The sequence below is a fragment of the Limnohabitans sp. 103DPR2 genome, assembly GCF_001412575.1.
Lineage (GTDB): Bacteria > Pseudomonadota > Gammaproteobacteria > Burkholderiales > Burkholderiaceae_C > Limnohabitans_A.
The window spans coordinates 2797677-2822013 of the sequence record NZ_CP011834.1; the positions used below are offsets into that span (position 1 = coordinate 2797677).

Sequence of the window (24337 nt, forward strand, 5' to 3'; positions counted from 1 at the left end):
AGGCAAATCAAATCGATAATCAGTGAATTGAACTTGTTACCAAAGAGGCCAACATTGGCACTGCCATCTCCTGCACCCCGCAAACTGTCACACACCCGAACCGTGGTCTATTCAGGCTTTGAGCGGAAAGATGGCTTGTGGGACATCGAAGCCGCCCTGACCGATGTCAAAACCTACAACTTCGTCATCCCCAGCCAAGGCCCCTTGGAAGCAGGACAGCCGATCCATGGTTTGAACATCCGCTTGACGGTGGACGACCAATTCAAAATTCACGAAGTGATCACCGACATGGCACACATTCCCCATCCAGAATGTGACCGAGCCCCTCTCAACATGCACAAGCTGGTCGGCTGCACTTTGGGTTCTGGTTGGCGCAAAACCATTGAAGCCCATCTGGGGGGCGTTGCAGGCTGCACCCATTTGCGTGAAATGTTGTTCAACATGGCCACCGCGGCTTATCAGACCATCCCTTCTGCGCGCCAATTCAGAGCGCAACAAGCAGGACTGCCAGAGCACGTGCCCACCACACCGCCGCCGCACGTGGGCAAGTGCATGTCATGGGCCTTTGATGGCCCGGTGGTCGAGCGTTATTACCCCATGTTTTACAGAAAACCCGAAGCGACGTAAGACGCTTTGGCACCAGCGCCCTTCAGTGATGGCGCTGTTTGCGCTTCAGTCCCTGCGATAATCGAGGGCTAATCCGCCCGTCTGCACGACGCGCACCTTCCATCAGCCCCTGGATATAAACCAGTCACCGCTTGGAGTCTCTTGTGAGCAAAAAAGTATTTATCAAAACCTTCGGTTGCCAAATGAACGAGTACGACTCGGACAAAATGGCCGATGTCATGAAAGCTGCCGAGGGCTACGAGCCCACCCAAGACGTCGAAGAGGCCGACCTCATTTTGTTCAACACCTGCTCGGTGCGTGAACGCGCCCAAGAAAAAGTCTTCAGCGATTTAGGTCGCGTCAAGCACCTTAAAGAACGGGGTGTGCTGATTGGCGTAGGCGGCTGTGTGGCCAGCCAAGAAGGCGCCGACATCATCAAACGCGCTCCTTATGTCGACGTGGTGTTTGGCCCGCAAACTTTGCACCGCCTGCCCGAACTTTTGGCGGCACGCAGCGCCAAAAAACGTCCGCAAGTGGACATCACCTTTCCTGAAATTGAAAAGTTCGATCACTTGCCACCGGCCAAGATGGACGGCCCCACGGCCTTCGTGTCCATCATGGAAGGTTGCAGCAAATATTGCAGCTATTGCGTGGTGCCTTACACCCGCGGTGAAGAAGTCAGCCGACCCTTTGAAGACGTGTTGGTCGAAGTCGCCGGCTTGGCTGAGCAAGGCGTGCGCGAAATTACCTTGCTGGGTCAAAACGTCAATGCCTACCGCGGCAAGATGGGCGACACCGCCGAGATTGCCGACTTTGCGCTGCTGATTGAATACGTGGCCGACATTCCCGGCATCGAGCGCATTCGCTACACCACCAGCCATCCCAACGAATTCACACAGCGCCTGATCGATGTGTACGACAAGGTGCCCAAGTTGGTCAGCCATTTGCACCTGCCCGTGCAACACGGCTCTGACAAAATTTTGATGGCCATGAAACGCGGCTACACCGCGATGGAATACAAAAGCACCATTCGCAAACTGCGCGCCATTCGCCCCGACATGGCCATGAGCAGCGACTTCATTGTGGGCTTCCCTGGCGAAACCGACGAAGACTTCAACAAGATGATGAAGCTGATTGACGATGTGGGCTACGACACCAGCTTCAGTTTTATCTTCAGCCCACGTCCCGGCACACCTGCAGCCAACTTGCCTGATGACACCCCGCACGATGTGAAGCTCAAACGTCTGCACCATTTGCAAGCCACCATTGAAGCCAACGTCAAACGCATTGGCGACAGCCGCTTGAACACGGTGCAACGCATTTTGGTCGAGCGCCCTGCGCGCAAAGACGCCACTGAAATGGCGGGACGCACCGAATGCAATCGCGTGGTCAACTTCCCTGCCGGCCCCAATGGCATGCGCTTGGTGGGTCAGATGGTGGATGTGCGCATCAACACAGCGCTGTCACATTCTTTGCGCGGTGACTTGGTGTTGCCTGAATAAAGCCTAAGCTTTTTTGAGTGAAATATGGCGACGAAAGTCGCCATTTTTGATTGGAGGTCTGCCCTCTAAGGACCAGTTGTAGACATAGACTTGCGCGCGCACTGCTTGGGGCGATTCAGTTGCGAGCCAAGTCACATCGGCTGTGACGCGCAAGTACATGGAATTCGCCATCGATTCAGGATCAACTTCTTCTAGATCGTCCAACCGCTGCCACTGAGACGCTTCAATTTTGTACAACTCCCCCAGCACTGTTCCCAGCGGCGCAGCCCTGTCACCCAGCAACTTCATGGCCGGGTAGTCCCCCAAATCGAACAAAGCACCCTGCATCGTGGCCGGTCCAAGGCAAGTTGCACCTTGCATGTGGTGGTGATTGCTGAGGCCAGACAACAAAGTACCGTAGACAAAAAGCAATTCGTTTTCAGCAAAGGGTGGCTTGCGCGAAATCATTTTCTTCCTCTGGTTTTTGCGTTAAAGTGAATTCATGAGAGCAGAACAAAACGAGCGCTTCACGCGCATTGGTCAAGGCACACCCTGTGGCGAAATGCTACGCCATTACTGGCACCCTGTGGCTTTGATGGACGAATTCGACCCCCAACTCGATCCCCGCATGGCCATCCGACCTGTCAAAGCGGTTCGCTTGCTCGGCCAAGACTTGGTCTTGTTCAAAAATGCGCAGGGCCAGTTTGGATTGCTCGATCGCGACTGTCCGCATCGCGGCGCCGACCTGGCCTTTGGTCGCAATGAAGGCGATGGCCTGCGCTGTCCCTTTCACGGCTGGAAATTTGACGTCACGGGCCAATGCCTCGAAACCCCCGCCGAACCCCAAGGCAGTGTTTTGTGCACCCGCATCAAGCAACGCAATTACCCCATTCAAGAACGCAGCGGTATTTTGTTTGCGTGGATGGGGCCTGAGGGCAGCACACCACCGCCACTTCCGGCCATCGATTGTTTTGAAGCGCCTGGCACCCACACCTTTGCCTTCAAAGGTTTGTGGAACTGCAATTGGCTCCAGGCCTTTGAAGTGGGCATCGACCCTGCGCACGCATCTTTCTTGCACCGTTTCTTCAACGACGCCTCCTTGGAAGACACCTACGGCAAACAATTTCGCGGCGCCAGTGCAGGTGAAATCGATGGTGAAAAATGGCCCATGACCCGCGTCATGCGCGAGTTTGACCAACCCGACATTGCCTTCACCGAAAAAGCTTATGGCCTCCAACTGACCACACTCCGGCACATGACAGACAAGCTGACTCATGTGCGCATCACTAATTCGCTGTTCCCCAACACTTTTGTGATTCCTTTGTCAGAAACCATGACCATCACGCAGATGCATGTGCCGGTGGACGACACGCGCACCTACTGGTATGCCGTCTTCACGAGTTTTGCCGATCCTGTCAACAAAGTTGCCATGCGCAATCAACGGCTTGAGGCCGTCAGCTTGCCCGACTACATCCCCAAATCAGGACGTCACAACAACTGGGGCTTCAACCCCGAAGAACAAATGACGCGCACGTTTTTGGGCATGGGCGAGGACGACATCAATGTGCACGATCAATGGGCCTGCGAAAGCATGGGGGCCATTCAAAACAGAACTCGCGAACATTTGGGTACCTCTGACAAAGTGATCATTGCCAATCGCCGCATGTTGGCCAAAGCCATTGACGATGTGGCTGCAGGCGCATTGCCTCCCGGATTTGCCAAGGCCGAAGTTGCAGCCACCCGATTTGGCCCCGATACCGTCGACGGCATAGCGCCCGCCCAAGATTGGTCCACGTGGTCACAGCAAACCATGCAAGCCAAGCGCGATGGCGCGCCGTGGGATGCAGCCACACCCAATTCGCCCTGAGTTCTACGACATGAGCTCAACAGTCATCCCTTCTTTCGCGGACCAATGCGGCATCAACACCCAGGCCCGACAAGCCGAGGTGCAACGCGTACTGGCCTTGGCGCAAGCCTCTGGCCTGGCGTGGATCCGCTTGGTTTGGTGTGATGTGCACGGCAGCTTGCGCGGCAAAACGTGGGTCACTTCCGAGTTGGCCACTGCCTTTGCGCAAGGCATGGGCATGGTCAGCACCTTGATGCTCAAAGACACTTCAGATCGCACCGTCTACAAGGTGTTTGAAGCCGATGTCAAATATGAATTGCCTGGTTTTGAAGGCGCCAGCAATGTGATGTTGTTGCCCGACCCCAGCACCTTCAAAATTTTGCCTTGGGCCGAAAAAACAGGCTGGCTGATGTGTCAGCCTTGGTTCCCGAATGGCCAAGTTGTAAGCTACGACTCGCGTCGTATTTTGCAAACTGCCTTGGAAAAGTTGGCCACCAAAGGCTGGGGCATGCGATGCGGCCTAGAAGTTGAGTTTCACATTTACAAACTCAAAGACGCCGAGCACGGTGACGATGCCGACCCTGCGCAAGCCGCATGGCCAGGACCAGCGCCCGAGGTCAGCATGATTCATCCAGGCTACAACTTGCTCAATGAGTTGTGGTTTGACCGCGCAGAACCTGCGCTGCGCATCGTCAAACAAACAGCCCAAGATTTGGGTTTGCCATTGTTGTCCCTGGAAATTGAACTGGGCCCCAGTCAAGTTGAAGCCGTGTTCAAAGCCACCGATGCCATGACGGCAGCCGACAACATGGTGCTTTTTAGAAGCGCCATCAAACAAGCCTTGAGACGCGCCGGCTATCACGCCACGTTCATGTGCCGACCGCCGTTTGAGAACATCATGAGCAGTGGCTGGCATTTGCATCAATCTCTCTACGACTTGCAAACAGGTCAGAACCTGTTTGCGCGCACCACTGCGCAAGACATTCAAGAGGCGCAATCGCTGCGTGCAGACGATGCCTGTCACGCTCTCTCCAAGATCGGTGCAACGTATCTGGCCGGCTTGTTGGCCCACGGTCAAGGCATGACGTCTTTGTGCACCACCACAGTCAATGGCTTTGGTCGCTTCAAGCCCAACGCTTTGGCACCCCAAAGCATTTTGTGGGGCCGCGACAATCGCGGCGCCATGCTCCGCGTGGTGGGTGGCCCCGGCGATGCTGGCACGCGCATTGAAAACAGAATGGGCGAGCCTGCTGCCAATCCCTACCTGTACATGGCCTCGCAAATTTTGGCGGGCTTGGATGGCATTGAAAACGATCTGACGGCGCCATTCGCCACAGAAGCACCTTACGCAGAAAGTGCCGAGCGTTTGCCCTTGACTTTGGGTGATGCCTTAGCGCGATTGGGCGATGACCCAATTTTGAGCGCGGGTTTGGGCGCTGACTTTGTGCGCTATTACCAGCGCATCAAACAGTCAGAGCAAACGCGTTTCAATGACGCGGAAGACAAGGTGGAATTTCAGCGGCGAGAGTATTTCAGCCGCATTTGATGAATCAAGCCCAAAGGCTGGGCCCTTAGCGTTTCATACCAGGGAAACCGCCACCGCCCATGCCGCCAAAGCCGCCCATGCCCTTCATGGCACCCAAGCGCTTCATCATCTTCATCATGCCGCCGCCGGACATTTTTTTCATCATGTCTTGCATTTGCTCAAACTCTTTGAGCAAGCGGTTCACATCCTGCACTTGAACGCCTGCGCCCATGGCGATGCGGCGCTTGCGCGTGGCTTTGATGAGTTCAGGTTTACTGCGCTCACGCGGTGTCATGCTGTGAATGATGCCTTGCTTGCGCGCGATGTCTTTTTCGGCTTTGCCCAAATCCATGCTGCCAGCCTTGGCCGCCAACTGCGTGGGCAATTTGTCCATCAAACTGGACAAGCCACCCATTTGCTTCATTTGCTGAATTTGCGCCAAAAAATCATTCAAATCAAAACCGCTGCCGCTCTTGACTTTGGCCGCCAACTTTTGCGCGGCTTCCATGTCCACGCCGGCAGTGACTTGCTCCACCAAGGCCAAGATATCGCCCATGCCAAGGATACGGCCTGCATGTCGCTCGGCATCAAAAACTTCGAGGCCGTCAATTTTTTCGCTGGTACCTGCAAACTTGATGGGCGCACCCGTGATTTGACGCACAGACAAAGCCGCGCCACCTCGGGAGTCGCCATCCATCTTGGTCAGAACAATGCCGGTCAGAGGCAAAGCATCTTTAAAAGCTTTGGCGGTGTTGGCCGCATCCTGACCTTGCATGGCATCAACCACAAACAAAGTTTCCACAGGGTTCAAAGCCGCATGCAACTCCCGAATTTCAGCCATCAGGGCTTCGTCAATGGCCAAACGACCTGCCGTGTCGACCAGCAACACATCAAAGAAATGCTTGCGTGCGTAATCGATGGCGGCACGGGCAATGTCCAAAGGCTTTTGGTCAGGCGAACTGGGGAACCATTCGGCGCCGGCTTGTGCTGTGACTGTTTTCAGCTGCTCAATGGCCGCAGGTCGGTACACGTCGCCCGACACGGTCAGCACTTTTTTCTTGCGCTTTTCAATCAGGTGCTTGGCCAACTTGGCGGTGGTGGTGGTTTTACCGGCACCTTGCAAACCTGCCATCAAAATCACAGCAGGCGGTTGCGCTGCCAAGTTGATATCGGCCACACCTTCGCCCATGGTGGCAGCCAACTCGCGGTTCACGATGGCCACCAAGGCTTGGCCAGGCTTTAAGGAGCCCAGCACCTCTTGCCCCAAGGCTTTTTCTTTCACACGGGCAATGAAATCGCGCACCACCGGCAAGGCCACATCAGCCTCCAGCAAGGCCATGCGAACCTCGCGCAGCATGTCCGTGACATTGGACTCCGTGATCCGCGCTTGACCACTGATTTGCTTAACAAGTTGCGAGAGTTTGTCGGTGAGGGCGGAAGCCATAGGGAAAATTTCTCATAAACCGCTAGGTTTTGCGCCGATTGCCAGATTGCAAGGGCTCAAAACGCTAAACTAGGAAGCATGATTTTAGCCAGTCCATCTGATTTGGCGATGTGGTTGACGCTTTTAACTGCCATCGCTTATGCCATTCCCGCCATCACGGCAGATCGAATGGGCCCCAGCTTGGCACGCCGCTATTTGTGGCTCGCTTGGCTCTTGCATGGCGCCACCATTGGCATTGGCCTCTTGGGTGAAACACCGCGCTTTGGCTTTGCCCCCGCTTTGTCCGTCACGGTTTGGTGGGTTCTCACAGCCTACGCCGTCGAAACCCAATACTTCCCGCAATTGAAAGCGCGTTGGACCATGGCGGCCTTGGGCAGCGCCGCTGTGGCACTGGCTTGGGTGTTTCCTGGTCATGCACTTCAAGTCACCGCCTCCATTTGGCTACCCCTGCACTGGGCTTTGGGCATTGCCTCCTATGGCATGTTTGCCGCGGCCGTCATTCATGCAGCACTCATGACCAGCGCCGAAATTGAAATCCGACAAGGCAATGAAAACCAAAGTGGCTTGCCCTTGCTCACGCTAGAGCGGCTCATGTTCCGATTTGTGATGCTGGGCTTTGTTCTGCTCACCCTCACCCTCATTGCGGGCTTTGCTTTTGGCGAGCAGCTCTATGGTGCAGCGGGCGCGCATTGGAAATGGGACCATAAAACTGTCTTCTCCATCCTGTCCTGGCTCACCTTTGGCGCCTTGCTGCTGGGCAGACATCAATTTGGCTGGCGCGGCCGACGTGCTGTTCGCGTACTTTACTCGGGCGCCGCGCTGCTGCTGTTGGCTTATGCGGGCTCGCGTTTTGTGCTGGAAGTCGTTTTGGGGCGCAGCCTTTGAAAATTCTGCTGTTCCTGCTGACGATTTTGTTTGCGGTTTGGCTGTGGCGCAGAAACCGCTTGAATGCCTTGAACGAGCGCAAGTCCAAGTCCGCCGAAACCCATCCAGCCCCCACTCCCCCCACCTCAGAGCCCAGCCCCATGCAGGCATGCACCCAATGCGGTGTGCACATGCCCGCGGCTGACATGGTGCAAGGGCAGCGCGGCATTTACTGCTCTCAGGTGCATTGCCAAGCCGCCTCGGACACCCGGGTCTAAACAGCCCTTCATCCCTCACGACGCCCACACCATGCGCTTCGATCAATGGCAAAACGGCTGGTGCCAAGCGGCTGAGAAATGTGTGTCACCCAACCATGGCGCGCGGCCAGCGCAAGCCAAGATCGATTTGATCGTGGTTCACTCCATCAGCTTGCCACCGGGTGAGTACGGCACACAAGCTGTGCAACAGTTGTTCACCAACCAACTGGATTGGGACGCACACCCTTACTTTCAAAGCATTCGCGGCCTGGAAGTGTCTGCGCATTTCTTCATTGAGCGGCAAGGCAAAGTCTGGCAGTTCGTCAGTTGTGACGACCGTGCATGGCATGCCGGCGCTTCACATTACCGTGGCCGCGGCAACTGCAACGACGACTCCATTGGCATTGAACTGGAGGGCCTGGAAGGTGAAACTTTTGAAGCCGCCCAATACGACAGTTTGACGCAGCTATGCCAAGCCTTGAAACAACAATACCCCATCGCGTATCTGGCCGGTCACGAACACATCGCGCCGGGTCGCAAAAAAGATCCAGGACCTGGATTTGATTGGGCACTGTTGCAAAAAAATGTCGCGTGGCCGCCTCAGTACTTTCCCGAATTTTGAAAATATTTTTGAATATCCAAAAATATTTGGAGTGCCCTTGAGGCACTTTTTTTTGCACCAAGCAGGCGCATGCTTGTCACTTGTGAAATCAGGGGAATTCTCAAATCCTTGAATTTGCAAGGCTTTGCGCAAGCAAATGCAAGCCAAAGCACGCCAGCCCTCATTGGCCATTCAAACAGACTGATTTGATGCGCATTTCAAGGCATCGTTTTGATGCCCCAAATTTGCTCTTTTTTTGTTGGACAAATGCGCTCTCCTTTGTCAAGAAGTTTGTAGGCACCCAAGCTAGCCTGTACACTACCCCTAGTGGCTTGAATTCACCCCAGACCCCAGATATAGTGTCCCAACGCCAAAGACACTGTTCGGTGAAATACCAGAAAACAAGCCACTTTGACGACCCCGTTTGACTGCTCAACCAAGCCCCCGCAAGGCTGCAGCCAACCAGAATTTTGAACCGACACTGACCACAGAGAACGCTATGCAAATTGAGCTAAATCCGACATCGAACCCCCAAGGCTTCTTGGGTGCCAACGATGCATCCACCGCATCGGCTGCGGCACCCCATGCTTTGGCCAACTACCAAATCATTCGCCGCAATGGCGCTGTGGTGCCCTTCGAGCCGAACAAAATTGCGGTTGCCTTGATGAAAGCCTTTTTGGCGGTTCACGGTACGCAAGGTGCGGCTTCTGCCAGCGTGCGAGAAGTGGTGGACGGCCTCACCCAAAACGTGGTGCGCGCCCTGATGCGCTCACGTCCTGGTGGCGGCACCTTCCACATTGAAGACGTGCAAGACCAAGTTGAGCTGGGCCTGATGCGCAGCAGCAACCACGAAGTCGCTCGTGCCTATGTGCTCTACCGTGAACGTCGCACCCAAGAACGCGCCCAAGTCAAAGAAGAAAAAGCCGCGGTCAGTGCCCACCCCACCTTGCACGTTTTGGACGGCGGCCAGCGCGTGCCCCTCGACGTCAACTATTTGCAAGGCCTCATCGTCAATGCTTGCCACGGTTTGGGCCAAGACGTCCATCCCGATCCCATCGTGGCCGAAACCATGCGCAACCTCTACGACGGCGTGCCCATGGAAGAGGTTTACAAGGCGTCCATCTTGGCGTCTCGCACCCTGATCGAAAAGGATCCTGACTACACCTACGTCACAGCCCGTCTCTTAATGCACACCATTGCCAAAGAAGTTTTGGGCCAAGAGGTGCTCTTGAAGGACATGGCTTCTCACTATGTGGACTACTTCCCTGGCTACATCAAAAAGGGTGTCGACAACGGCTTGCTCGACGAAAAACTCCTGCAATTTGACCTGCGCAAGCTGGCCACAGCCCTGAAAGCCGAGCGCGATCTGCAGTTCGATTACCTCGGCCTGCAAACTTTGTACGACCGCTACTTCTTGCACGTTCGCAAAACACGCATCGAGTTGCCCCAGTCTTTCTTCATGCGCGTCGCCATGGGCCTGGCCCTGAACGAAGCCGACCGCGAAGCCCGCGCCATCGAGTTCTACGAAGTCCTGTCTTCATTCGACTTCATGTCCAGCACCCCCACACTGTTTAACAGCGCAGGTTTGCGCTCACAGCTGTCCAGCTGCTACCTCACCACGGTGCCTGACGACCTCGACGGCATCTACGAGTCCATCAAAGAAAACGCTTTGCTGTCTAAATTTGCAGGCGGCTTGGGAAACGACTGGACGCGCGTTCGTGCTTTGGGCAGCCACATCAAGGGCACCAATGGCGAATCACAAGGCGTGGTGCCTTTCCTCAAAGTGGTCAACGACACCGCTGTGGCGGTCAACCAAGGCGGCAAGCGCAAAGGTGCGGTCTGTACTTACCTCGAAACTTGGCACCTCGACATTGAAGAGTTCCTGGAACTGCGCAAGAACACCGGCGACGACCGCCGCCGCACGCACGACATGAACACCGCCAACTGGATCCCCGACTTGTTCATGCGCCGTGTCATGGAAAAAGGCACTTGGACTTTGTTCTCGCCTTCCGATTGCCCCGATTTGCACGACAAGTTTGGCGTTGAGTTCGAAAAAGCCTACGTGGCTTACGAGCAAAAAGCTGCCGCCGGCGAAATCAAGCCCAGCCGCACCATCCAGGCCAACGACCTGTGGCGCAAAATGCTCTCCATGCTGTTCGAAACAGGCCATCCTTGGATCACTTTCAAAGATGCTTGCAACATTCGTTCACCTCAGCAGCATGCTGGCGTGGTGCACTCCTCTAACTTGTGCACCGAGATCACCTTGAACACCAGCGACACCGAAACAGCGGTGTGCAACTTGGGTTCGGTCAACTTGCCACAGCACTTGATGGACGGCCCCAACGGCAAACAAATCGACCACGCCAAACTGCAGCGCACCATCAAAACGGCCATGCGCATGCTCGACAACGTGATCGACATCAACTACTACGCGGTCAAAAAAGCGCGTGACTCCAATATGCGTCACCGCCCCGTGGGCTTGGGCCTCATGGGCTTCCAAGACGCGCTGTACCAAATGCGTGTGCCTTATGCCTCCCAAGAAGCCGTGCAATTTGCCGACACGTCCATGGAAGCCATCTGCTACTACGCTTACTGGGCTTCTACCGAGTTGGCTGCCGAGCGTGGCAAGTACTCTAGTTACAAAGGTTCTTTGTGGGACCAAGGCATCTTGCCTTTGGACACCCTCAACCTGCTGGAAAAAGCCCGCGGTGGTTACGTTGAAGTCGACCGCAGCAGCACCATGGACTGGGATGCTTTGCGCAAGAAGATTGCCAAAGACGGCATGCGCAACTCCAACTGCGTGGCCATTGCGCCTACCGCCACCATCTCCAACATCATTGGTGTCGACGCTTGTATCGAGCCTTGCTTCGGCAATTTGTCCGTCAAGTCCAACTTGTCTGGCGAGTTCACCATCATCAACAGCTACCTGGTTCGCGATTTGAAGCGCCTCGGTCTGTGGGACGATGTCATGGTCATGGACTTGAAGCACTTCGACGGCTCATTGCGCCCCATCGACCGTGTGCCACAAGAAATCAAGGCCTTGTACGCCACGGCCTTCGAAGTGGAAACCACATGGATTGTGGAAGCTGCTGCACGTCGCCAAAAATGGATTGACCAAGCCCAGTCGCTCAACATCTACATGTCGGGCGCGTCGGGTAAAAAATTGGACGACACCTACAAGCTGGCTTGGTTGCGCGGTCTTAAAACCACTTACTACCTGCGCACCATCAGCGCCACACACGCCGAGAAATCAACTGTGTCAAACAACCAGATGAATGCGGTGTCTTCTGGCTCTTCAACTGGCGGCGTATCTGCATCGAGTGCATCTGCACCCGCACAGTTCTCAGGTGTGCCTGCAACCGATGTGAAGTTCACAGCCATCGACGATGTTGGCTGCGAAGCTTGCCAATAACTTTTCAAGCGTCAGGAAATTCTTTTTCTCAATTTCAAAATCACGACGAAGAAATACAATGCAAAAACGCAACACTTCTTCGCGTGATTTCATTTCATTTCAAAACATTGCTTTGCATTTCGTCCGCAAGCTTTCATAATTCACTCATTGGAAATTTCTATGTTGTCCTGGGACGATTCATCTAAACCTGCGTTGCAACCTGCAATGCCAAGCTTTCCCCCAAGCGGTCCATCTGCCGACCGCTTCGCTGATCTGTCTTCATTCAGCGGCTCACCTGTCAACACAGTAACTGCAGCACCCTCTCCCGTCATGACCGCTGCCACTGGCACTTCAAAGCGCGTCAACGCCGCCGACAAACGTATCATCAATGGCCAGACCGACGTCAACCAGTTGGTGCCTTTCAAATACAAATGGGCTTGGGAAAAATACCTCGCCACTTGCGCCAACCACTGGATGCCGCAAGAAGTCAACATGACACGCGACATCGCTCTCTGGAAAGACCCCAACGGTTTGACCGAAGACGAGCGCCGCTTGGTCAAGCGCAACTTGGGCTTTTTCGTCACGGCCGACTCTTTGGCTGCCAACAACATCACTTTGGGTACTTACCGTCACATCACGGCGCCCGAGTGCCGTCAGTTCTTGCTCCGTCAGGCTTTTGAAGAAGCCATTCACACCCACGCCTACCAGTACATCACTGAGTCCTTGGGCCTGGACGAAAGCGAAATCTTCAATGCCTACAACGAAGTTCAGTCCATTCGTGACAAAGACGAGTTCCTGATTCCGTTCATTCACGCCATCATGGACCCCAACTTCAAAACGGGTACGCAGGAAACTGACCAAACCCTCTTGAAGTCGCTCATCGTGTTTGCTTGCCTCATGGAAGGCTTGTTCTTCTACGTGGGCTTTACCCAAATTCTGGCTTTAGGCCGTCAAAACAAGATGACTGGCGCTGCCGAGCAGTACCAGTACATCCTGCGCGACGAATCCATGCACTGCAACTTCGGCATCGACTTGATCAACCAGATCAAACTCGAAAACCCCCAGTTGTGGACTGCCGAATTCAAAGCCGAAATCAATGCTTTGTTCTTGAAAGCTGTTGAATTGGAATATCGTTACGCCGAAGACACCATGCCCCGCGGCGTGCTCGGCCTTAACGCTTCCATGTTCAAAGGTTACTTGCGCTACATCGCCAACCGCCGTGCCACCCAAATTGGCTTGGAAGCCCTCTTCCCCAACGAAGAGAACCCCTTCCCATGGATGAGCGAAATGATTGACTTGAAGAAAGAACGTAATTTCTTCGAGACCCGCGTCATTGAATACCAGTCGGGCGGCGCCCTGTCTTGGGACTGAACCTTTCTACATGACGATCCAGTTTAAACCTCACACCACGACCGCTCACAGCGGCGCCGGGGTGAGGTTTTTCCCCATTCAAGGTGTTGAGATTCACTCTCAGCACCTTGAATCGCTTTGCGACTCCAACATTTGCAAAGTGTTTCACCCTGTTGATTTTTCTAATTGATCAAGGAGAAAAAAATCATGGCAACTGCAAAAAAAGCGGCACCCAAAAAAGTCGCAGCAAAAAAAGCAGCCCCTAAAAAGGCCGTAGTGAAAAAAGCCGCTGCTCCCAAAAAGGCAGCTCCTAAGAAGGCAGCAGCTCCTAAAAAAGCAGCTCCTAAGAAGGCCGTAGCGAAAAAGGCAGCAGCTCCTAAAAAGGCAGCTCCTAAGAAGGCCGTAGCAAAAAAGGCAGCAGCTCCTAAAAAAGCAGCTCCTAAAAAAGCCGCAGCTAAAAAAGCAGCTCCTAAAAAAGCCGCAGCTAAAAAAGCAGCTCCTAAAAAAGCCGCTAAAAAAGCCGTTGCTAAGAAAGCTGTAAAGAAAGCTGCTCCTAAAAAAGCAGCTCCCAAAAAAGCTGCTAAAAAAAAAGTAGCTAAGAAAGCAGCGAAAGCACCCGCTGCCCCTGCTCCCGCTTCGACAGCACTGAATCCTCAAGCTGCATGGCCGTTTCCTTCGGCCGCCAAGCCTTGATTCAACGTTGATACGTTAGCGAAAGCAAAAGCCCGATGCTGAAAAGCGTCGGGCTTTTTTCATGGCATTGCCAAATTCAGGGGTAAAAAGTCAGCAAACGGTAACCGACGAAATTGACCTCGGGGTTCACCAAGCTAAGTTGAAGTGACATGGGCAAAATGTCACCTGCGGCCATGACTGGCGGTGCGCCCCACTGCGACAAATCCAAGACCTTGCGCATCACCGCTTGGTCTTGTGCATCTGTGAGGGTCAGCTCGATCCAAGGCGTTGCCACAGGCACTTTGGCCGAATTCCTCAGGTGAACTTCAAAGGCCCAATGCAAAGAGGCTGCCGTGTCCAAGGGGTCCAAACTGGAGGACAATTGGTCAATGGCTGCATGATCAATGACCACCGCATCGGCTTGCTTCAGAGGGCCCACTTTGCAATTCGCCCACAAACACAACTGGGCAAGTGCTGGCCGCAAATCAGGTTGATGCGCCGCCAACTCATCTTTGAAAAACAAGCTGGCCTGAAACACCAATCCCAAAACACCCAAGAAGGCCCAGGCGATCAAGCCAGCGTTGGTCATTGCTTAATTGCGTTGCGCTGTCATCAAAATCCAGCCATCTTCGCGATCCGCCACCTTCAAGGTGATGTGGGGCGCATAGGCTTGGATGAGTTCTTCTTCTTGGCGCTCCAAGATACCTGCCAATACCAAATGACCGCCTGCATGCACATGACTGCAAAGCAGAGGGGCGAGCACCTTCAAGGGCGTGGCCAAAATATTGGCCAAAACGGTGTTGTAAGTGCCTTGCGCCAATTCGGGCAAGCCCGCGTTGAGCTGAACGCCGTTGGCTTGCGCATTGAGTTCGGTGGACGTGACAGCCGCCTCATCAATGTCGACTGCATCAATGTGTGACGCGCCAAACTTGGCAGCACCAATGGCCAAAATGCCAGAACCGCAACCGTAGTCCAAGACCCGTTGCGATGTCACCTCGTGCGTGGCAATCCAACGCAAACACATGCGTGTGGTAGGATGCGTTCCGGTGCCAAAGGCCAGGCCTGGATCGAGGCGAATCACTTCACGCGCTTGGGCGGGAGGCTCATGCCATGTCGGCACGATCCAAAATTCAGGCGTGATTTCGACTGGCGCAAATTGGGACTGTGTGAGGCGAACCCAATCTTGATCGGGTACCGCTGCGATGGACAAGATTTGGCAGGACTCAAAAAAATCTTGCGCTGCCAACAAGACAGCCGCTTCTTGGGCTTGTTCTTCTTTGGCAAACAAGGCCACCATCTTGGAACGCTGCCAACCGTCTTTGGGGGGCGGCATGCCAGGTTCGCCGAACAAAGCTTGTTCGTGCTCGGTTTCCGCGTCGGCGTCTTCCACAGACACACTCAAAGCATCCAATGCATCCAGTGCTTCACTCAAGACATCCACACGTGCCTCGGGGCACAACAAGTTCAGTTCATACATAGGTCAGCTTTTGCGTTGACGCAACCACTCTTCCAAGTAATGGATGTTGGTGCCGCCTGAGACGAATTTGGAATCACGCAAAATTTCTCGGTGCAATGGAATGTTGGTGCTAATGCCCTCCACCACCATTTCACCCAAAGCAGTTTGCATGCGTGCAATGGCTTGTTCGCGCGTGTCGCCATGTGCAATGATTTTGCCAATCATGGAGTCGTAGTTAGGTGGCACAAAGTAATTGTTGTAGACATGCGAGTCCACGCGAATACCAGGACCGCCTGGTGCATGCCAAGTGGTAATTCGACCAGGAGAAGGCGTGAACTTGAAGGGATCTTCAGCATTCACACGGCATTCGATGGCATGGCCTCGAATTTCAATTTGGCGTTGTGAGAATGGCAACTTCTCACCTGCGGCCACCATGATTTGTGTTTTGACAATGTCGATGCCAGTGATCCACTCGGTCACGGGGTGCTCAACTTGGACGCGGGTGTTCATTTCAATGAAATAGAACTCGCCGTTTTCATACAAAAACTCGAAGGTGCCAGCACCGCGGTAATTGATTTTTTTGCAAGCGGCCACACAGCGTTCGCCGATCTTGTCGATCAGTTTACGGGGAATGCCAGGCGCTGGTGCTTCTTCGACCACTTTTTGGTGACGGCGCTGCATGGAGCAATCGCGCTCACCCAAGTAAACCGCGTTCTTGTGTTTGTCCGCCAAGATTTGAATTTCAATGTGGCGTGGATTCTGCAGGTACTTTTCCATGTACACCGCAGGATTGCCAAACGCAGCGCCCGCTTCGGCCTTGGTCATTTGCACCGCATTGATCAGGGCTGCTTCGGTGTGGACCACACGCATGCCGCGCCCACCACCACCACCGGCAGCTTTGATGATGACCGGGTAGCCAATGCTTTTGGCCGTGCGGCGGATGATGACGGGATCATCGGGCAACTCGCCTTCAGAGCCGGGCACACAGGGCACGCCCGCCTTGATCATGGCTTGTTTGGCCGACACTTTGTCACCCATGATGCGGATGGACTCGGGCGTAGGTCCAATGAATTGGAAACCGCTCTTTTCGACACGCTCGGCAAAGTCGGCGTTTTCGCTCAGGAAACCGTAGCCTGGGTGAATGGCTTCAGCATCTGTGACTTCTGCTGCCGAAATGATGGCCGGCATATTGAGGTAGCTGAGGTTGGACGCGGCGGGCCCAATGCAAACGGCCTCTTCGGCCAGTTTGACGTACTTGGCTTCGCGATCGGCTTCGGAATAAACCATAACAGCTTTGATGCCGAGCTCGCGGCATGCACGCTGAATTCGCAGGGCAATTTCCCCGCGATTGGCAACCAGAATTTTCTTGAACATGAGAATCCCGGTGGTTTATTCGATGATGTACAAAGCTTGGCCGTACTCAACAGCCTGACCGTTTTCACACAAGACTTGCTTCACAACGCCAGACTTGTCAGATTCGATTTCATTCAAAATCTTCATGGCTTCAATGATGCACAGCGTGTCGCCTTCTTTGACGGTGTCGCCCACCTGAACAAATGGGGCCGCACCTGGGCTGGACGATCTGTAGAACGTGCCAACCATGGGAGATTTGACAGTATGGCCTGCAGCAGCAGCCTCGGCGGCTACGGCAGCCGCAGTGACAGCGGCAGCTTCTGCAATTTCTGACACCGTAGGCGCAGCGGCGGGGGCAGCAACAGGTGCAGCAGCTGGCACCATGACTTGATGCGTGAGGACAGGTGCGCCAGAAGCGACAGCACCTTTGACAATTCGAACCTTGCCTTCTGCCTCGGTGATCTCCAGTTCTGTGACGTTGGAGTCGGAAACCAAGTCGATCAAGGTTTTCAATTTGCGCAAATCCATGTTACCCCCTGCGTTTGCTGTCGAAAACATGGAATTTACACTAAAAATCCTCTTAAATAGCTACAAATGCACTCATTTCCATGCTTAAAGGCCGAAAGAAGCCAGTTTTTGAGGGGCAAGGATGCAGGTCCGCTTTGCAAGTGCCGGGCTCAGGCTACTTTTTGCAACCAGCTGTCCAAATCCTTTTGATCTAATTTGCCGGCTTTTTGCGCTAAAAGCCTACCTTTTGCATCGAAAAGTACGCTGTAGGGCAAAGCGCTTTGCGCATTGCCAAGGCTAACCCCCAACTCAGTGCCCACCATGCCCGCCAAACCGTTGGGAAACTGCAAAGGCTTTTGCGTCAAAAAGCGTCGAACCTGACTAGGTTGATCCACAGCCAAACCAACAACTTGGAAGGATTTAGATTGATTTGCCTTATAAAAGGCATCAATTAAAGGAAGTTCTTCAATACAAGGCGGACACCAGGTGGCCCAAAAATTCACCAACAGGGGTCTGCCTCGAAACGACTTCATCTCCAAAGTACCACCTTCAGGCTTTTCGAAGGTCTGGCTCCAGAAATTCTGGACAGCCACATCCATCACACCTTGTGGTTGGTATTTTTGCCAAGCCACAAAAGCACCCGTCAAACCGGCTGCCGCAGCCACACCTGCCGTGATCCAGTGACGGCGCGCCATGCCACTGTCCTGCAAATCTTCGGCGTGAGCAGCTTGTTTCTTTAAATTTTCTTGATCTGACATTCTTTTTCCATCAACTTCGTTCATTTAACCGAATCATGCATCAATCAAGCGCTGAACAGCCAAGGCATCACCGCGAGGCGAGCGGCCCTGGGAATCAAGCTTCAAGGCACCTCGGACATCGTCGTATTCATTGATCAGCAAGTGCACGCCAATTTCTTCACCCAACTCTTTGCAGTAACTGTGGATGCTCAAGGCCTCCACAGGGTCACCATGCAGGCCATTGACCGTTCGCGCTTCAAAGTCAACACCCTGGTTGATGAGCTCAATTTCGCACGATTTCTCATCATCGCAAAACAACTGCAAGTAAATGTCTGACAACCGGGTGGCCGTGCCATGCCACACCGCACCCCCCAAATAGGGTCTGAAATCGTGCAAGCGCTTCATCCACATCAAAGCATGCTGACGCAATGCCAACAATTCGGCAGCTTGGGTGTCCGCGCAAAACACGGCAATGTATTCATGCACCTGCGCTTCAACTTGATCGTTGTTGGGCAGGGGTGTTCTTGGCGGCAAGCCCAGCATTTTCAAGGCGCGGCGTTTGGCAGGCCCGTACTCCAAGCCCTCCTCCACCACACATTGGGCAGCCGAGGCTGCAATTTCATCTGTTAAATCTGCCATGACGCCATTGTGCACCGCCTAAAATCTCCCTATGCATATACATATATTGGGCATTTGCGGCACCTTCATGGGAGGCTTGGCCGCCTTGGCAAGAGAAGCGGGACATCGCGTCACAGGCTGTGACGCTGGCGTCTACCCCCCCATGAGCGACCAACTGGAAGCCTTGGGCATTGAGTTGATTGAAGGCTTTGGGGCTGAGCAAATGCGCCTTCAACCCGATTTGTACGTGGTCGGCAACGTGGTCAGCCGCAGCCGATTGCCCTCGGGCGAGCCCAAGTTTCCCTTGATGGAAGCCATTTTGGAATCTGGCGCCCCCTACACCAGTGGCCCCCAGTGGTTGGCAGAACACGTGCTGCAAGGTCGCCATGTGCTGGCTGTTGCTGGCACCCATGGCAAAACCTCCACCACCTCCATGCTGACATGGATCTTAGAAGCTGCCGGTCTCAAGCCGGGCTTCTTGGTGGGTGGCGTACCCTTGAACTTTGGTGTGTCAGCACGCCTTGGCCAACTGACCAACGGCCACTCGCGCCCCTACTTCGTGATCGAAGCAGATGAATACGACACAGCTTTTTTCGACAAGCGCAGCAAGTTCGTGCACTACCGTCCTCGCACCGCCATCTTGAACAATTTGGAGTTTGACCACGCCGATATCTTTGATGACCTCCAAGCCATTGAGCGTCAGTTTCACCACTTGGTGCGCACGGTGCCAGGTCAAGGCCGCTTGGTGGTCAATGGTCTGGAAGAGAGTTTGACGCGTGTCTTGGCGCAAGGTTGCTGGAGTGAAGTCCGCAGCTTTGGCGCGGCCGTCAGTGATTTCTCAGCGCTGGGCGAACCCAGTGATTTTGAAGTCCTGCACCAAGGCCAAAAAGTGGGGCACGTGCAATGGTCGCTGGGCGGCGTGCACAACCAACACAACGCATTGGCCGCCATTGCAGCGGCCGAACATGCAGGTGTCTCACCCGATGTGGCCGCCAAAGCTTTGTCGAGTTTTCAAAATGTGAAGCGCCGCATGGAAGTGCGCGGTACCGTGGCGGGTGTGACGGTCTACGATGACTTTGCGCATCACCCCACCGCCATTCGCACCACCCTCGATGGCTTGCGCCGACAAGTCGGTCAAGCGCGCATCCTGGCCATCTTCGAGCCGCGCAGCAACACCATGAAACTGGGCACCATGAAATCGCAACTGCCTTGGAGCTTGGAACAAGCCGATTTGTCCTTTTGTCACAGCGGTGGCTTGGACTGGGATGCCAATGCAGCCTTGGCCGAGATGGGCGCCAAAGCGCAAGTGGCCAGCAGCATTGACGACTTGGTCAAACAAGTGCTTGCCGCCGCGAAACCTGGCGACCATTTGCTGTGCATGAGCAATGGCGGCTTTGGCGGTATTCACGACAAGCTCTTGAAGGCATTGAAGCCTGCATAAAAAAAGCGCCTGAACACAGGCGCTTGTGAAGCATAGGCACGGGCCTTGTCTAAAAGGTCCGCGTCCTTTGCATTTATTTTTGTCGACGTGCCAACACGGCTTTGGACAGCGTCTCCAACACCTTCTCGCTGTCAGGCCAACCAATGCACGCATCGGTGATGCTTTGCGCGTACTTCAATGCGCTGGGGTCGTCTTTGCCAGGCGTGAATTTTTGCGCACCCCCTTCTAAGTGGCTTTCCACCATCACACCAAAAATCTGATGTGAGCCTTTGCTAATTTGCGCTGAAATGTCATTCGTCACATCCACTTGACGCTCATGCTGCTTGCTGCTGTTGGCATGGCTGCAATCGATCATCAAGGTGGGCTTCAGTTTGGCTGCCACCAAGTCTTTGCAAGCTGCATTGACACTGGCTTCATCGTAATTGGGCGCTTTGCCGCCGCGCAAAATCACATGGCAATCGGGATTACCTTGGGTTTGCACAATCGCCACTTGACCGTTCTTGTGAACCGACAAAAAGTGGTGGCCACGCTCGGCGGCTTGAATGGCGTCGGTGGCAATTTTGATGTTGCCATCGGTGCCATTTTTAAAGCCGATGGGTGCTGACAAACCCGAAGCCAATTCGCGGTGCACTTGGCTTTCGGTGGTGCGTGCGCCGATGGCGCCCCAGCTGATCAAATCGCCAATGTACTGAGGCGAAATCACATCCAAGAACTCACTGCCTGCAGGCAAGCCTTGGCGGTTGATTTCAATCAGCAACTGACGTGCAATGCGCAAACCTTCGTCAATGCGGAAGCTTTCGTCCAAATAGGGGTCATTGATCAAACCTTTCCAGCCCACCGTGGTACGGGGCTTTTCAAAGTAGACACGCATCACAATTTCCAAGGTGTCTTGGTATTTGTCGCGCAAGGGCTTCAGACGACGTGCGTAATCCAAAGCGGCTGCGGGGTCGTGAATCGAGCAAGGACCAATGACCACCAGCAGGCGGTCGTCTTTGCCGGCCATGATGTTGTGAATCTTGCGACGCGTTTGTGAAATGAGCGTTTCCACCGCCGTTCCCGTGATCGGGAAAAAGCGCATCAAATGCTCGGGCGGCGGCAACACGGTGATGTCCTTGATGCGTTCGTCATCGGTTTGCCCAGTGCGATCTGTGGGGTTCGCATAACGAGGCTCCGAATTGGCTTTGGCTTTGGTGTTCATCGTGTGCTCCTGTTCAAAAATAAAAATGGGTTCGGTGAGATGCAAAAAAAAACCGCCGGGGGTTGAGTCCGGCGGTTGGTAGAGGGGTTCAGTGACTTATGCGCTGGCCTCTCGTCCGCCTAGGACTGAGAATGCAAAATAAAAGCTAAAAAAGCTGAAGCGCGTATTCATAGATCTGGAATGTAGCACAAGTTTTTGGCAGTTTTCTGACAAGAAATCTAAGATAAACCCCCTCAAGCCGTGCCGCCCACGGTCAAACCTTCAATTCGCAAGGTGGGTTGACCCACGCCCACAGGCACACTTTGACCTTCTTTGCCGCACACACCCACACCCGAATCAAGGCGCATGTCGTTGCCAATCATGCTGACGTGTTTCAGGCATTCGGGGCCACTGCCCACCAAGGTCGCGCCCTTCACAGGGTATTGAATCTTGCCGTTTTCAACCCAATAGGCTTCACTGGCAGAGAACACAAACTTGCCGCTGGTGATGTCCACTTGGCCACCGCCAAAGTTGGTGGCGTACAAGCCTTTCTTGATGCTGGCCACAATTTCTTCAGGCGCTTTGTCGCCACCCAACATGTAGGTATTGGTCATGCGGGGCATGGGAATGTGCGCATAGCTTTCACGGCGGCCATTGCCCGTTGGCTTCACACCCATCAAGCGCGCGTTCATGGCGTCTTGGATGTAGCCTTTCAAAATGCCGTCTTCGATCAGCACATTGCGCTGGCTAGCGCAGCCTTCATCGTCCACATTCAAAGAACCACGGCGATCAGAAATGGTGCCATCGTCCAGCACAGTGACGCCTTTGGCTGCCACACGTTTGCCAATCATGCCGCTGAAAGCGCTGGAACCTTTGCGGTTGAAATCGCCTTCTAAGCCATGACCAATGGCTTCGTGCAACAAGACACCAGGCCAACCTGGGCCTAAGACCACGGTCATCACGCCAGCAGGCGCAGGTCGTGCATCCAAGTTGGTGAGCGCCGCATGCACGGCATCGTCCACATATGCATTGACCATGGCATCGTCAAAATAAGCCATGCCAAATCGGCCACCGCCACCGCCACTGCCAACCTCGCGTCGGCCATTTTGTTCAGCAATGACCGTGACCGACAAGCGGACCAAAGGTCGCACATCGGCAGCCAAGGTGCCATCGGCACGTGCCACCATGACCACATCGTATTCACTGGCCAAACCCGCCATCACTTGCACCACGCGAGGGTCTTTGGCGCGCGCCAGTTGCTCTACTTTTTCGAGCAACTGCACTTTATCAGTGCTGTTGAGCGAGCTGATGGGGTCAAGAGAGGGGTACAGCGAGCGCATGCCCGCAATTTTGCGCGGGGCAACTTTGGCTTTTTTGTTTTGGTTGGCCTGTGCAATGGCACGCACCGTTTGCGCAGCATCCATCAAGGAAGCTTCTGAAATGTCATCGGAGTATGCAAAGGCCGTTTTTTCACCAGCAACGGCGCGAACACCCACGCCTTGGTCGATGCTGAAACTGCCCGTTTTCACAATGCCCTCTTCAAGGCTCCAGCCTTCTGCACGGGTGTATTGGAAATACAAATCGGCGTCGTCAACCTTGTGGGCCTGGATGGCGCTCAAGGCCTTGGCCAAATGGGTTTCGTCCAAGCCAAAAGGCTCGAGTAACAAGGACCTGGCTGTGGCCAGACGTTCGAGAGTGGGTTCGCGTGAAATCATGCTGCCATTGTAGGCAAGCTCAGAAGGCCCTGCTGTACACCGGTCAGCTGGTCTTGTGAGTTTCACGCGCTTAGGTTTGAACCAGTCGTTTGGCTTTGGCAATGGACATCAAAATGCCCAAGCCCAAACCCAATGTGACCATGGCGGTGCCGCCATAGCTGATAAAAGGCAAAGGCACGCCCACCACAGGCAGGATGCCACTGACCATGCCCATGTTGACAAAGGCATAGGTGAAGAAAATCATGCTGACGCTACCGGCCAACAAACGGGTGAACAAGGTGGGCGCCTCTTTGGCAATGACCAAACCGCGGAACACCAAAAAGAAGAAGCAAGTGATCAAAAGGAAGGTGCCAAGCAGGCCAAACTCTTCCGAAAAAGCCGCAAAGATAAAGTCGGTGGTGCGCTCGGGAATGAACTCCAAATGGGTTTGCGTCCCTTGCATGAACCCCTTGCCCCAAAAACCGCCCGAACCAATGGCAATCATGCCTTGAATGATGTGAAAGCCTTTGCCCAAGGGGTCTCGCGCTGGGTCGAGCAAGGTGCAAACGCGCTGCCGTTGGTACTCGTGCAAAACCTTCCAATCTACCCCTTCAGCGCACAACTGCGTTTCAAACGCCACCAGCAAACTCAATCCAATCAAGCCCAGCAAGACCGGCGGCAAAATCAAGCGCCAACTCAAACCTGCAAAAAACAGCACGGCCACACCCGTGCTGAGCACCAGCAAAGCGGTGCCCAAATCGGGCTGACGCATGATCAGTCCCACAGGCACCATCAACAACAAAGCTGCCACCAAGAAATCAAGCGGGCGTAGTTGGCCTTCCCGCTTTTGGAACCACCAAGACAGCATCAGAGGCATGGCAATTTTGAGAATTTCGCTGGGCTGAATGACCACACCGACATTGAGCCAGCGCCGCGCACCCTTCTTGGTGATGCCGAAAATGGCCACGGCAATCAACAGCAGCACCCCCGCCGTATAAATGGGCACCGCCAAGGTCATGAGCCGCTGCGGTGGAATTTGCGCCACCACAAACATGATGGTGCCGGCAATCAGCATGTTGCGCCCATGGTCGACAAAACGCGTGCCATGGTCGTAGCCCGAGGAGTACATGATGAGCATGCCCGCGCAGGCCAGCACAAAGACCGCAAAGGCCAATGGTCCGTCAAAACCTTCAAACAAATGAAGGAGGCGAGACGACCAACTGGGTTTTTCGATGACACGGGACATGGCCGAATTATCCTTTGCTTCGGCAGATTTAGGCGCTTTCACCCTAAATTTGAACCCCCTCAGGCTTGCCC

22 protein-coding genes are annotated in these 24337 nt (G+C 54.3%); 11 read left to right on the forward strand and 11 right to left on the reverse strand.

Features of this window, described 5'->3' with window-relative positions:
• Nucleotides 1-54 precede the first annotated feature (54 nt).
• Nucleotides 55-627 (forward strand): DUF2889 domain-containing protein, encoded by a 573-nt coding sequence (locus L103DPR2_RS13510; RefSeq protein ID WP_197274884.1) that lies wholly within the window; start codon nucleotides 55-57, stop codon nucleotides 625-627.
• Nucleotides 628-770: 143 nt separating this feature from the next.
• Nucleotides 771-2108 carry a tRNA (N6-isopentenyl adenosine(37)-C2)-methylthiotransferase MiaB gene (gene miaB / locus L103DPR2_RS13515; RefSeq protein ID WP_055361611.1) on the forward strand — a complete coding sequence of 446 codons (1338 nt, stop codon included), beginning with the start codon at nucleotides 771-773 and terminating at the stop codon, nucleotides 2106-2108.
• 3 nt (nucleotides 2109-2111) lie between these two features.
• Here the strand turns inward: miaB and L103DPR2_RS13520 are convergent, their stop codons facing one another.
• Nucleotides 2112-2555, reverse strand: a complete 444-nt coding sequence (locus L103DPR2_RS13520; RefSeq protein ID WP_055361613.1) for a gamma-glutamylcyclotransferase family protein — start codon at nucleotides 2553-2555, stop codon at nucleotides 2112-2114.
• Between the two features lie 34 nt (nucleotides 2556-2589).
• Here L103DPR2_RS13520 and L103DPR2_RS13525 point away from each other — a divergent pair, with 34 nt between their 5' ends.
• Together L103DPR2_RS13525 and L103DPR2_RS13530 are read left to right on the forward strand one after the other, a co-directional pair.
• Nucleotides 2590-3954 (forward strand): aromatic ring-hydroxylating dioxygenase subunit alpha, encoded by a 1365-nt coding sequence (locus L103DPR2_RS13525; RefSeq protein WP_055361615.1) that lies wholly within the window; start codon nucleotides 2590-2592, stop codon nucleotides 3952-3954.
• A gap of 10 nt (nucleotides 3955-3964) precedes the next feature.
• Nucleotides 3965-5479, forward strand: coding sequence for a glutamine synthetase family protein (locus L103DPR2_RS13530; RefSeq protein ID WP_055361617.1), 1515 nt, complete (start codon nucleotides 3965-3967; stop codon nucleotides 5477-5479).
• 25 nt (nucleotides 5480-5504) lie between these two features.
• Here the strand turns inward: L103DPR2_RS13530 and ffh are convergent, their stop codons facing one another.
• Nucleotides 5505-6902, reverse strand: coding sequence for a signal recognition particle protein (ffh, locus tag L103DPR2_RS13535; protein WP_055361618.1), 1398 nt, complete (start codon nucleotides 6900-6902; stop codon nucleotides 5505-5507).
• 78 nt (nucleotides 6903-6980) lie between these two features.
• Here ffh and L103DPR2_RS13540 point away from each other — a divergent pair, with 78 nt between their 5' ends.
• From L103DPR2_RS13540 to L103DPR2_RS13565, 6 genes are all read left to right on the forward strand, one after another.
• On the forward strand, nucleotides 6981-7787 hold the full coding sequence (locus L103DPR2_RS13540; RefSeq protein WP_055361620.1) for a cytochrome C assembly family protein: 807 nt from the start codon (nucleotides 6981-6983) through the stop codon (nucleotides 7785-7787).
• Nucleotides 7784-8044 carry a PP0621 family protein gene (locus tag L103DPR2_RS13545; RefSeq protein WP_055361622.1) on the forward strand — a complete coding sequence of 87 codons (261 nt, stop codon included), beginning with the start codon at nucleotides 7784-7786 and terminating at the stop codon, nucleotides 8042-8044. The genes L103DPR2_RS13540 and L103DPR2_RS13545 overlap by 4 nt, the downstream gene beginning before the upstream one ends.
• Nucleotides 8045-8075: 31 nt before the next feature.
• Entirely contained in the window at nucleotides 8076-8645 is a 570-nt protein-coding gene (gene ampD, locus L103DPR2_RS13550) for a 1,6-anhydro-N-acetylmuramyl-L-alanine amidase AmpD (protein ID WP_055361624.1), read from the forward strand.
• A gap of 478 nt (nucleotides 8646-9123) precedes the next feature.
• On the forward strand, nucleotides 9124-12036 hold the full coding sequence (locus L103DPR2_RS13555; RefSeq protein WP_082466825.1) for a ribonucleoside-diphosphate reductase subunit alpha: 2913 nt from the start codon (nucleotides 9124-9126) through the stop codon (nucleotides 12034-12036).
• Nucleotides 12037-12195: 159 nt separating this feature from the next.
• The gene (locus tag L103DPR2_RS13560) at nucleotides 12196-13386 is read left to right on the forward strand and encodes a ribonucleotide-diphosphate reductase subunit beta (protein WP_055361626.1); all 1191 of its coding nucleotides are present in this window, start codon (nucleotides 12196-12198) and stop codon (nucleotides 13384-13386) included.
• Nucleotides 13387-13572: 186 nt separating this feature from the next.
• Entirely contained in the window at nucleotides 13573-14058 is a 486-nt protein-coding gene (locus L103DPR2_RS13565) for a histone H1-like repetitive region-containing protein (RefSeq protein WP_055362067.1), read from the forward strand.
• A gap of 76 nt (nucleotides 14059-14134) precedes the next feature.
• On the opposite strand, the gene L103DPR2_RS13570 is transcribed toward L103DPR2_RS13565, so the two are convergent.
• The 6 genes from L103DPR2_RS13570 to L103DPR2_RS13595 form a co-directional block, all read right to left on the reverse strand.
• Complete coding sequence (locus tag L103DPR2_RS13570) at nucleotides 14135-14626, reverse strand: DUF3426 domain-containing protein (RefSeq protein WP_055361628.1); 492 nt, start codon at nucleotides 14624-14626, stop codon at nucleotides 14135-14137.
• Between the two features lie 3 nt (nucleotides 14627-14629).
• Nucleotides 14630-15514, reverse strand: coding sequence for a 50S ribosomal protein L11 methyltransferase (gene prmA, locus L103DPR2_RS13575; RefSeq protein ID WP_055361629.1), 885 nt, complete (start codon nucleotides 15512-15514; stop codon nucleotides 14630-14632).
• A 3-nt stretch (nucleotides 15515-15517) separates the two neighbouring features.
• A complete protein-coding gene (gene accC / locus L103DPR2_RS13580) occupies nucleotides 15518-16867 on the reverse strand; it encodes an acetyl-CoA carboxylase biotin carboxylase subunit (protein WP_055361630.1) in 1350 nt (449 codons plus the stop codon).
• 15 nt (nucleotides 16868-16882) lie between these two features.
• Complete coding sequence (gene accB, locus L103DPR2_RS13585) at nucleotides 16883-17374, reverse strand: acetyl-CoA carboxylase biotin carboxyl carrier protein (protein WP_055361631.1); 492 nt, start codon at nucleotides 17372-17374, stop codon at nucleotides 16883-16885.
• A gap of 149 nt (nucleotides 17375-17523) precedes the next feature.
• A complete protein-coding gene (locus L103DPR2_RS13590) occupies nucleotides 17524-18111 on the reverse strand; it encodes a TlpA family protein disulfide reductase (RefSeq protein ID WP_231717652.1) in 588 nt (195 codons plus the stop codon).
• A 33-nt stretch (nucleotides 18112-18144) separates the two neighbouring features.
• Nucleotides 18145-18729: a hypothetical protein gene (locus tag L103DPR2_RS13595; RefSeq protein WP_055362069.1), complete on the reverse strand. Its 585-nt coding sequence runs from the start codon at nucleotides 18727-18729 to the stop codon at nucleotides 18145-18147.
• Nucleotides 18730-18760: 31 nt separating this feature from the next.
• Here L103DPR2_RS13595 and mpl point away from each other — a divergent pair, with 31 nt between their 5' ends.
• A complete protein-coding gene (gene mpl, locus L103DPR2_RS13600) occupies nucleotides 18761-20149 on the forward strand; it encodes a UDP-N-acetylmuramate:L-alanyl-gamma-D-glutamyl-meso-diaminopimelate ligase (RefSeq protein ID WP_055361632.1) in 1389 nt (462 codons plus the stop codon).
• Between the two features lie 73 nt (nucleotides 20150-20222).
• On the opposite strand, the gene L103DPR2_RS13605 is transcribed toward mpl, so the two are convergent.
• The 3 genes from L103DPR2_RS13605 to rodA all read right to left on the reverse strand — a co-directional run bounded on the left by L103DPR2_RS13605 (nucleotide 20223) and on the right by rodA (nucleotide 24266).
• On the reverse strand, nucleotides 20223-21347 hold the full coding sequence (locus tag L103DPR2_RS13605) for a 3-deoxy-7-phosphoheptulonate synthase (protein ID WP_055361633.1): 1125 nt from the start codon (nucleotides 21345-21347) through the stop codon (nucleotides 20223-20225).
• Nucleotides 21348-21580: 233 nt separating this feature from the next.
• On the reverse strand, nucleotides 21581-23041 hold the full coding sequence (gene tldD / locus L103DPR2_RS13610) for a metalloprotease TldD (RefSeq protein ID WP_055361634.1): 1461 nt from the start codon (nucleotides 23039-23041) through the stop codon (nucleotides 21581-21583).
• A gap of 70 nt (nucleotides 23042-23111) precedes the next feature.
• Nucleotides 23112-24266, reverse strand: coding sequence for a rod shape-determining protein RodA (gene rodA / locus L103DPR2_RS13615; RefSeq protein ID WP_055361635.1), 1155 nt, complete (start codon nucleotides 24264-24266; stop codon nucleotides 23112-23114).
• Nucleotides 24267-24337: the final 71 nt, after the last annotated feature.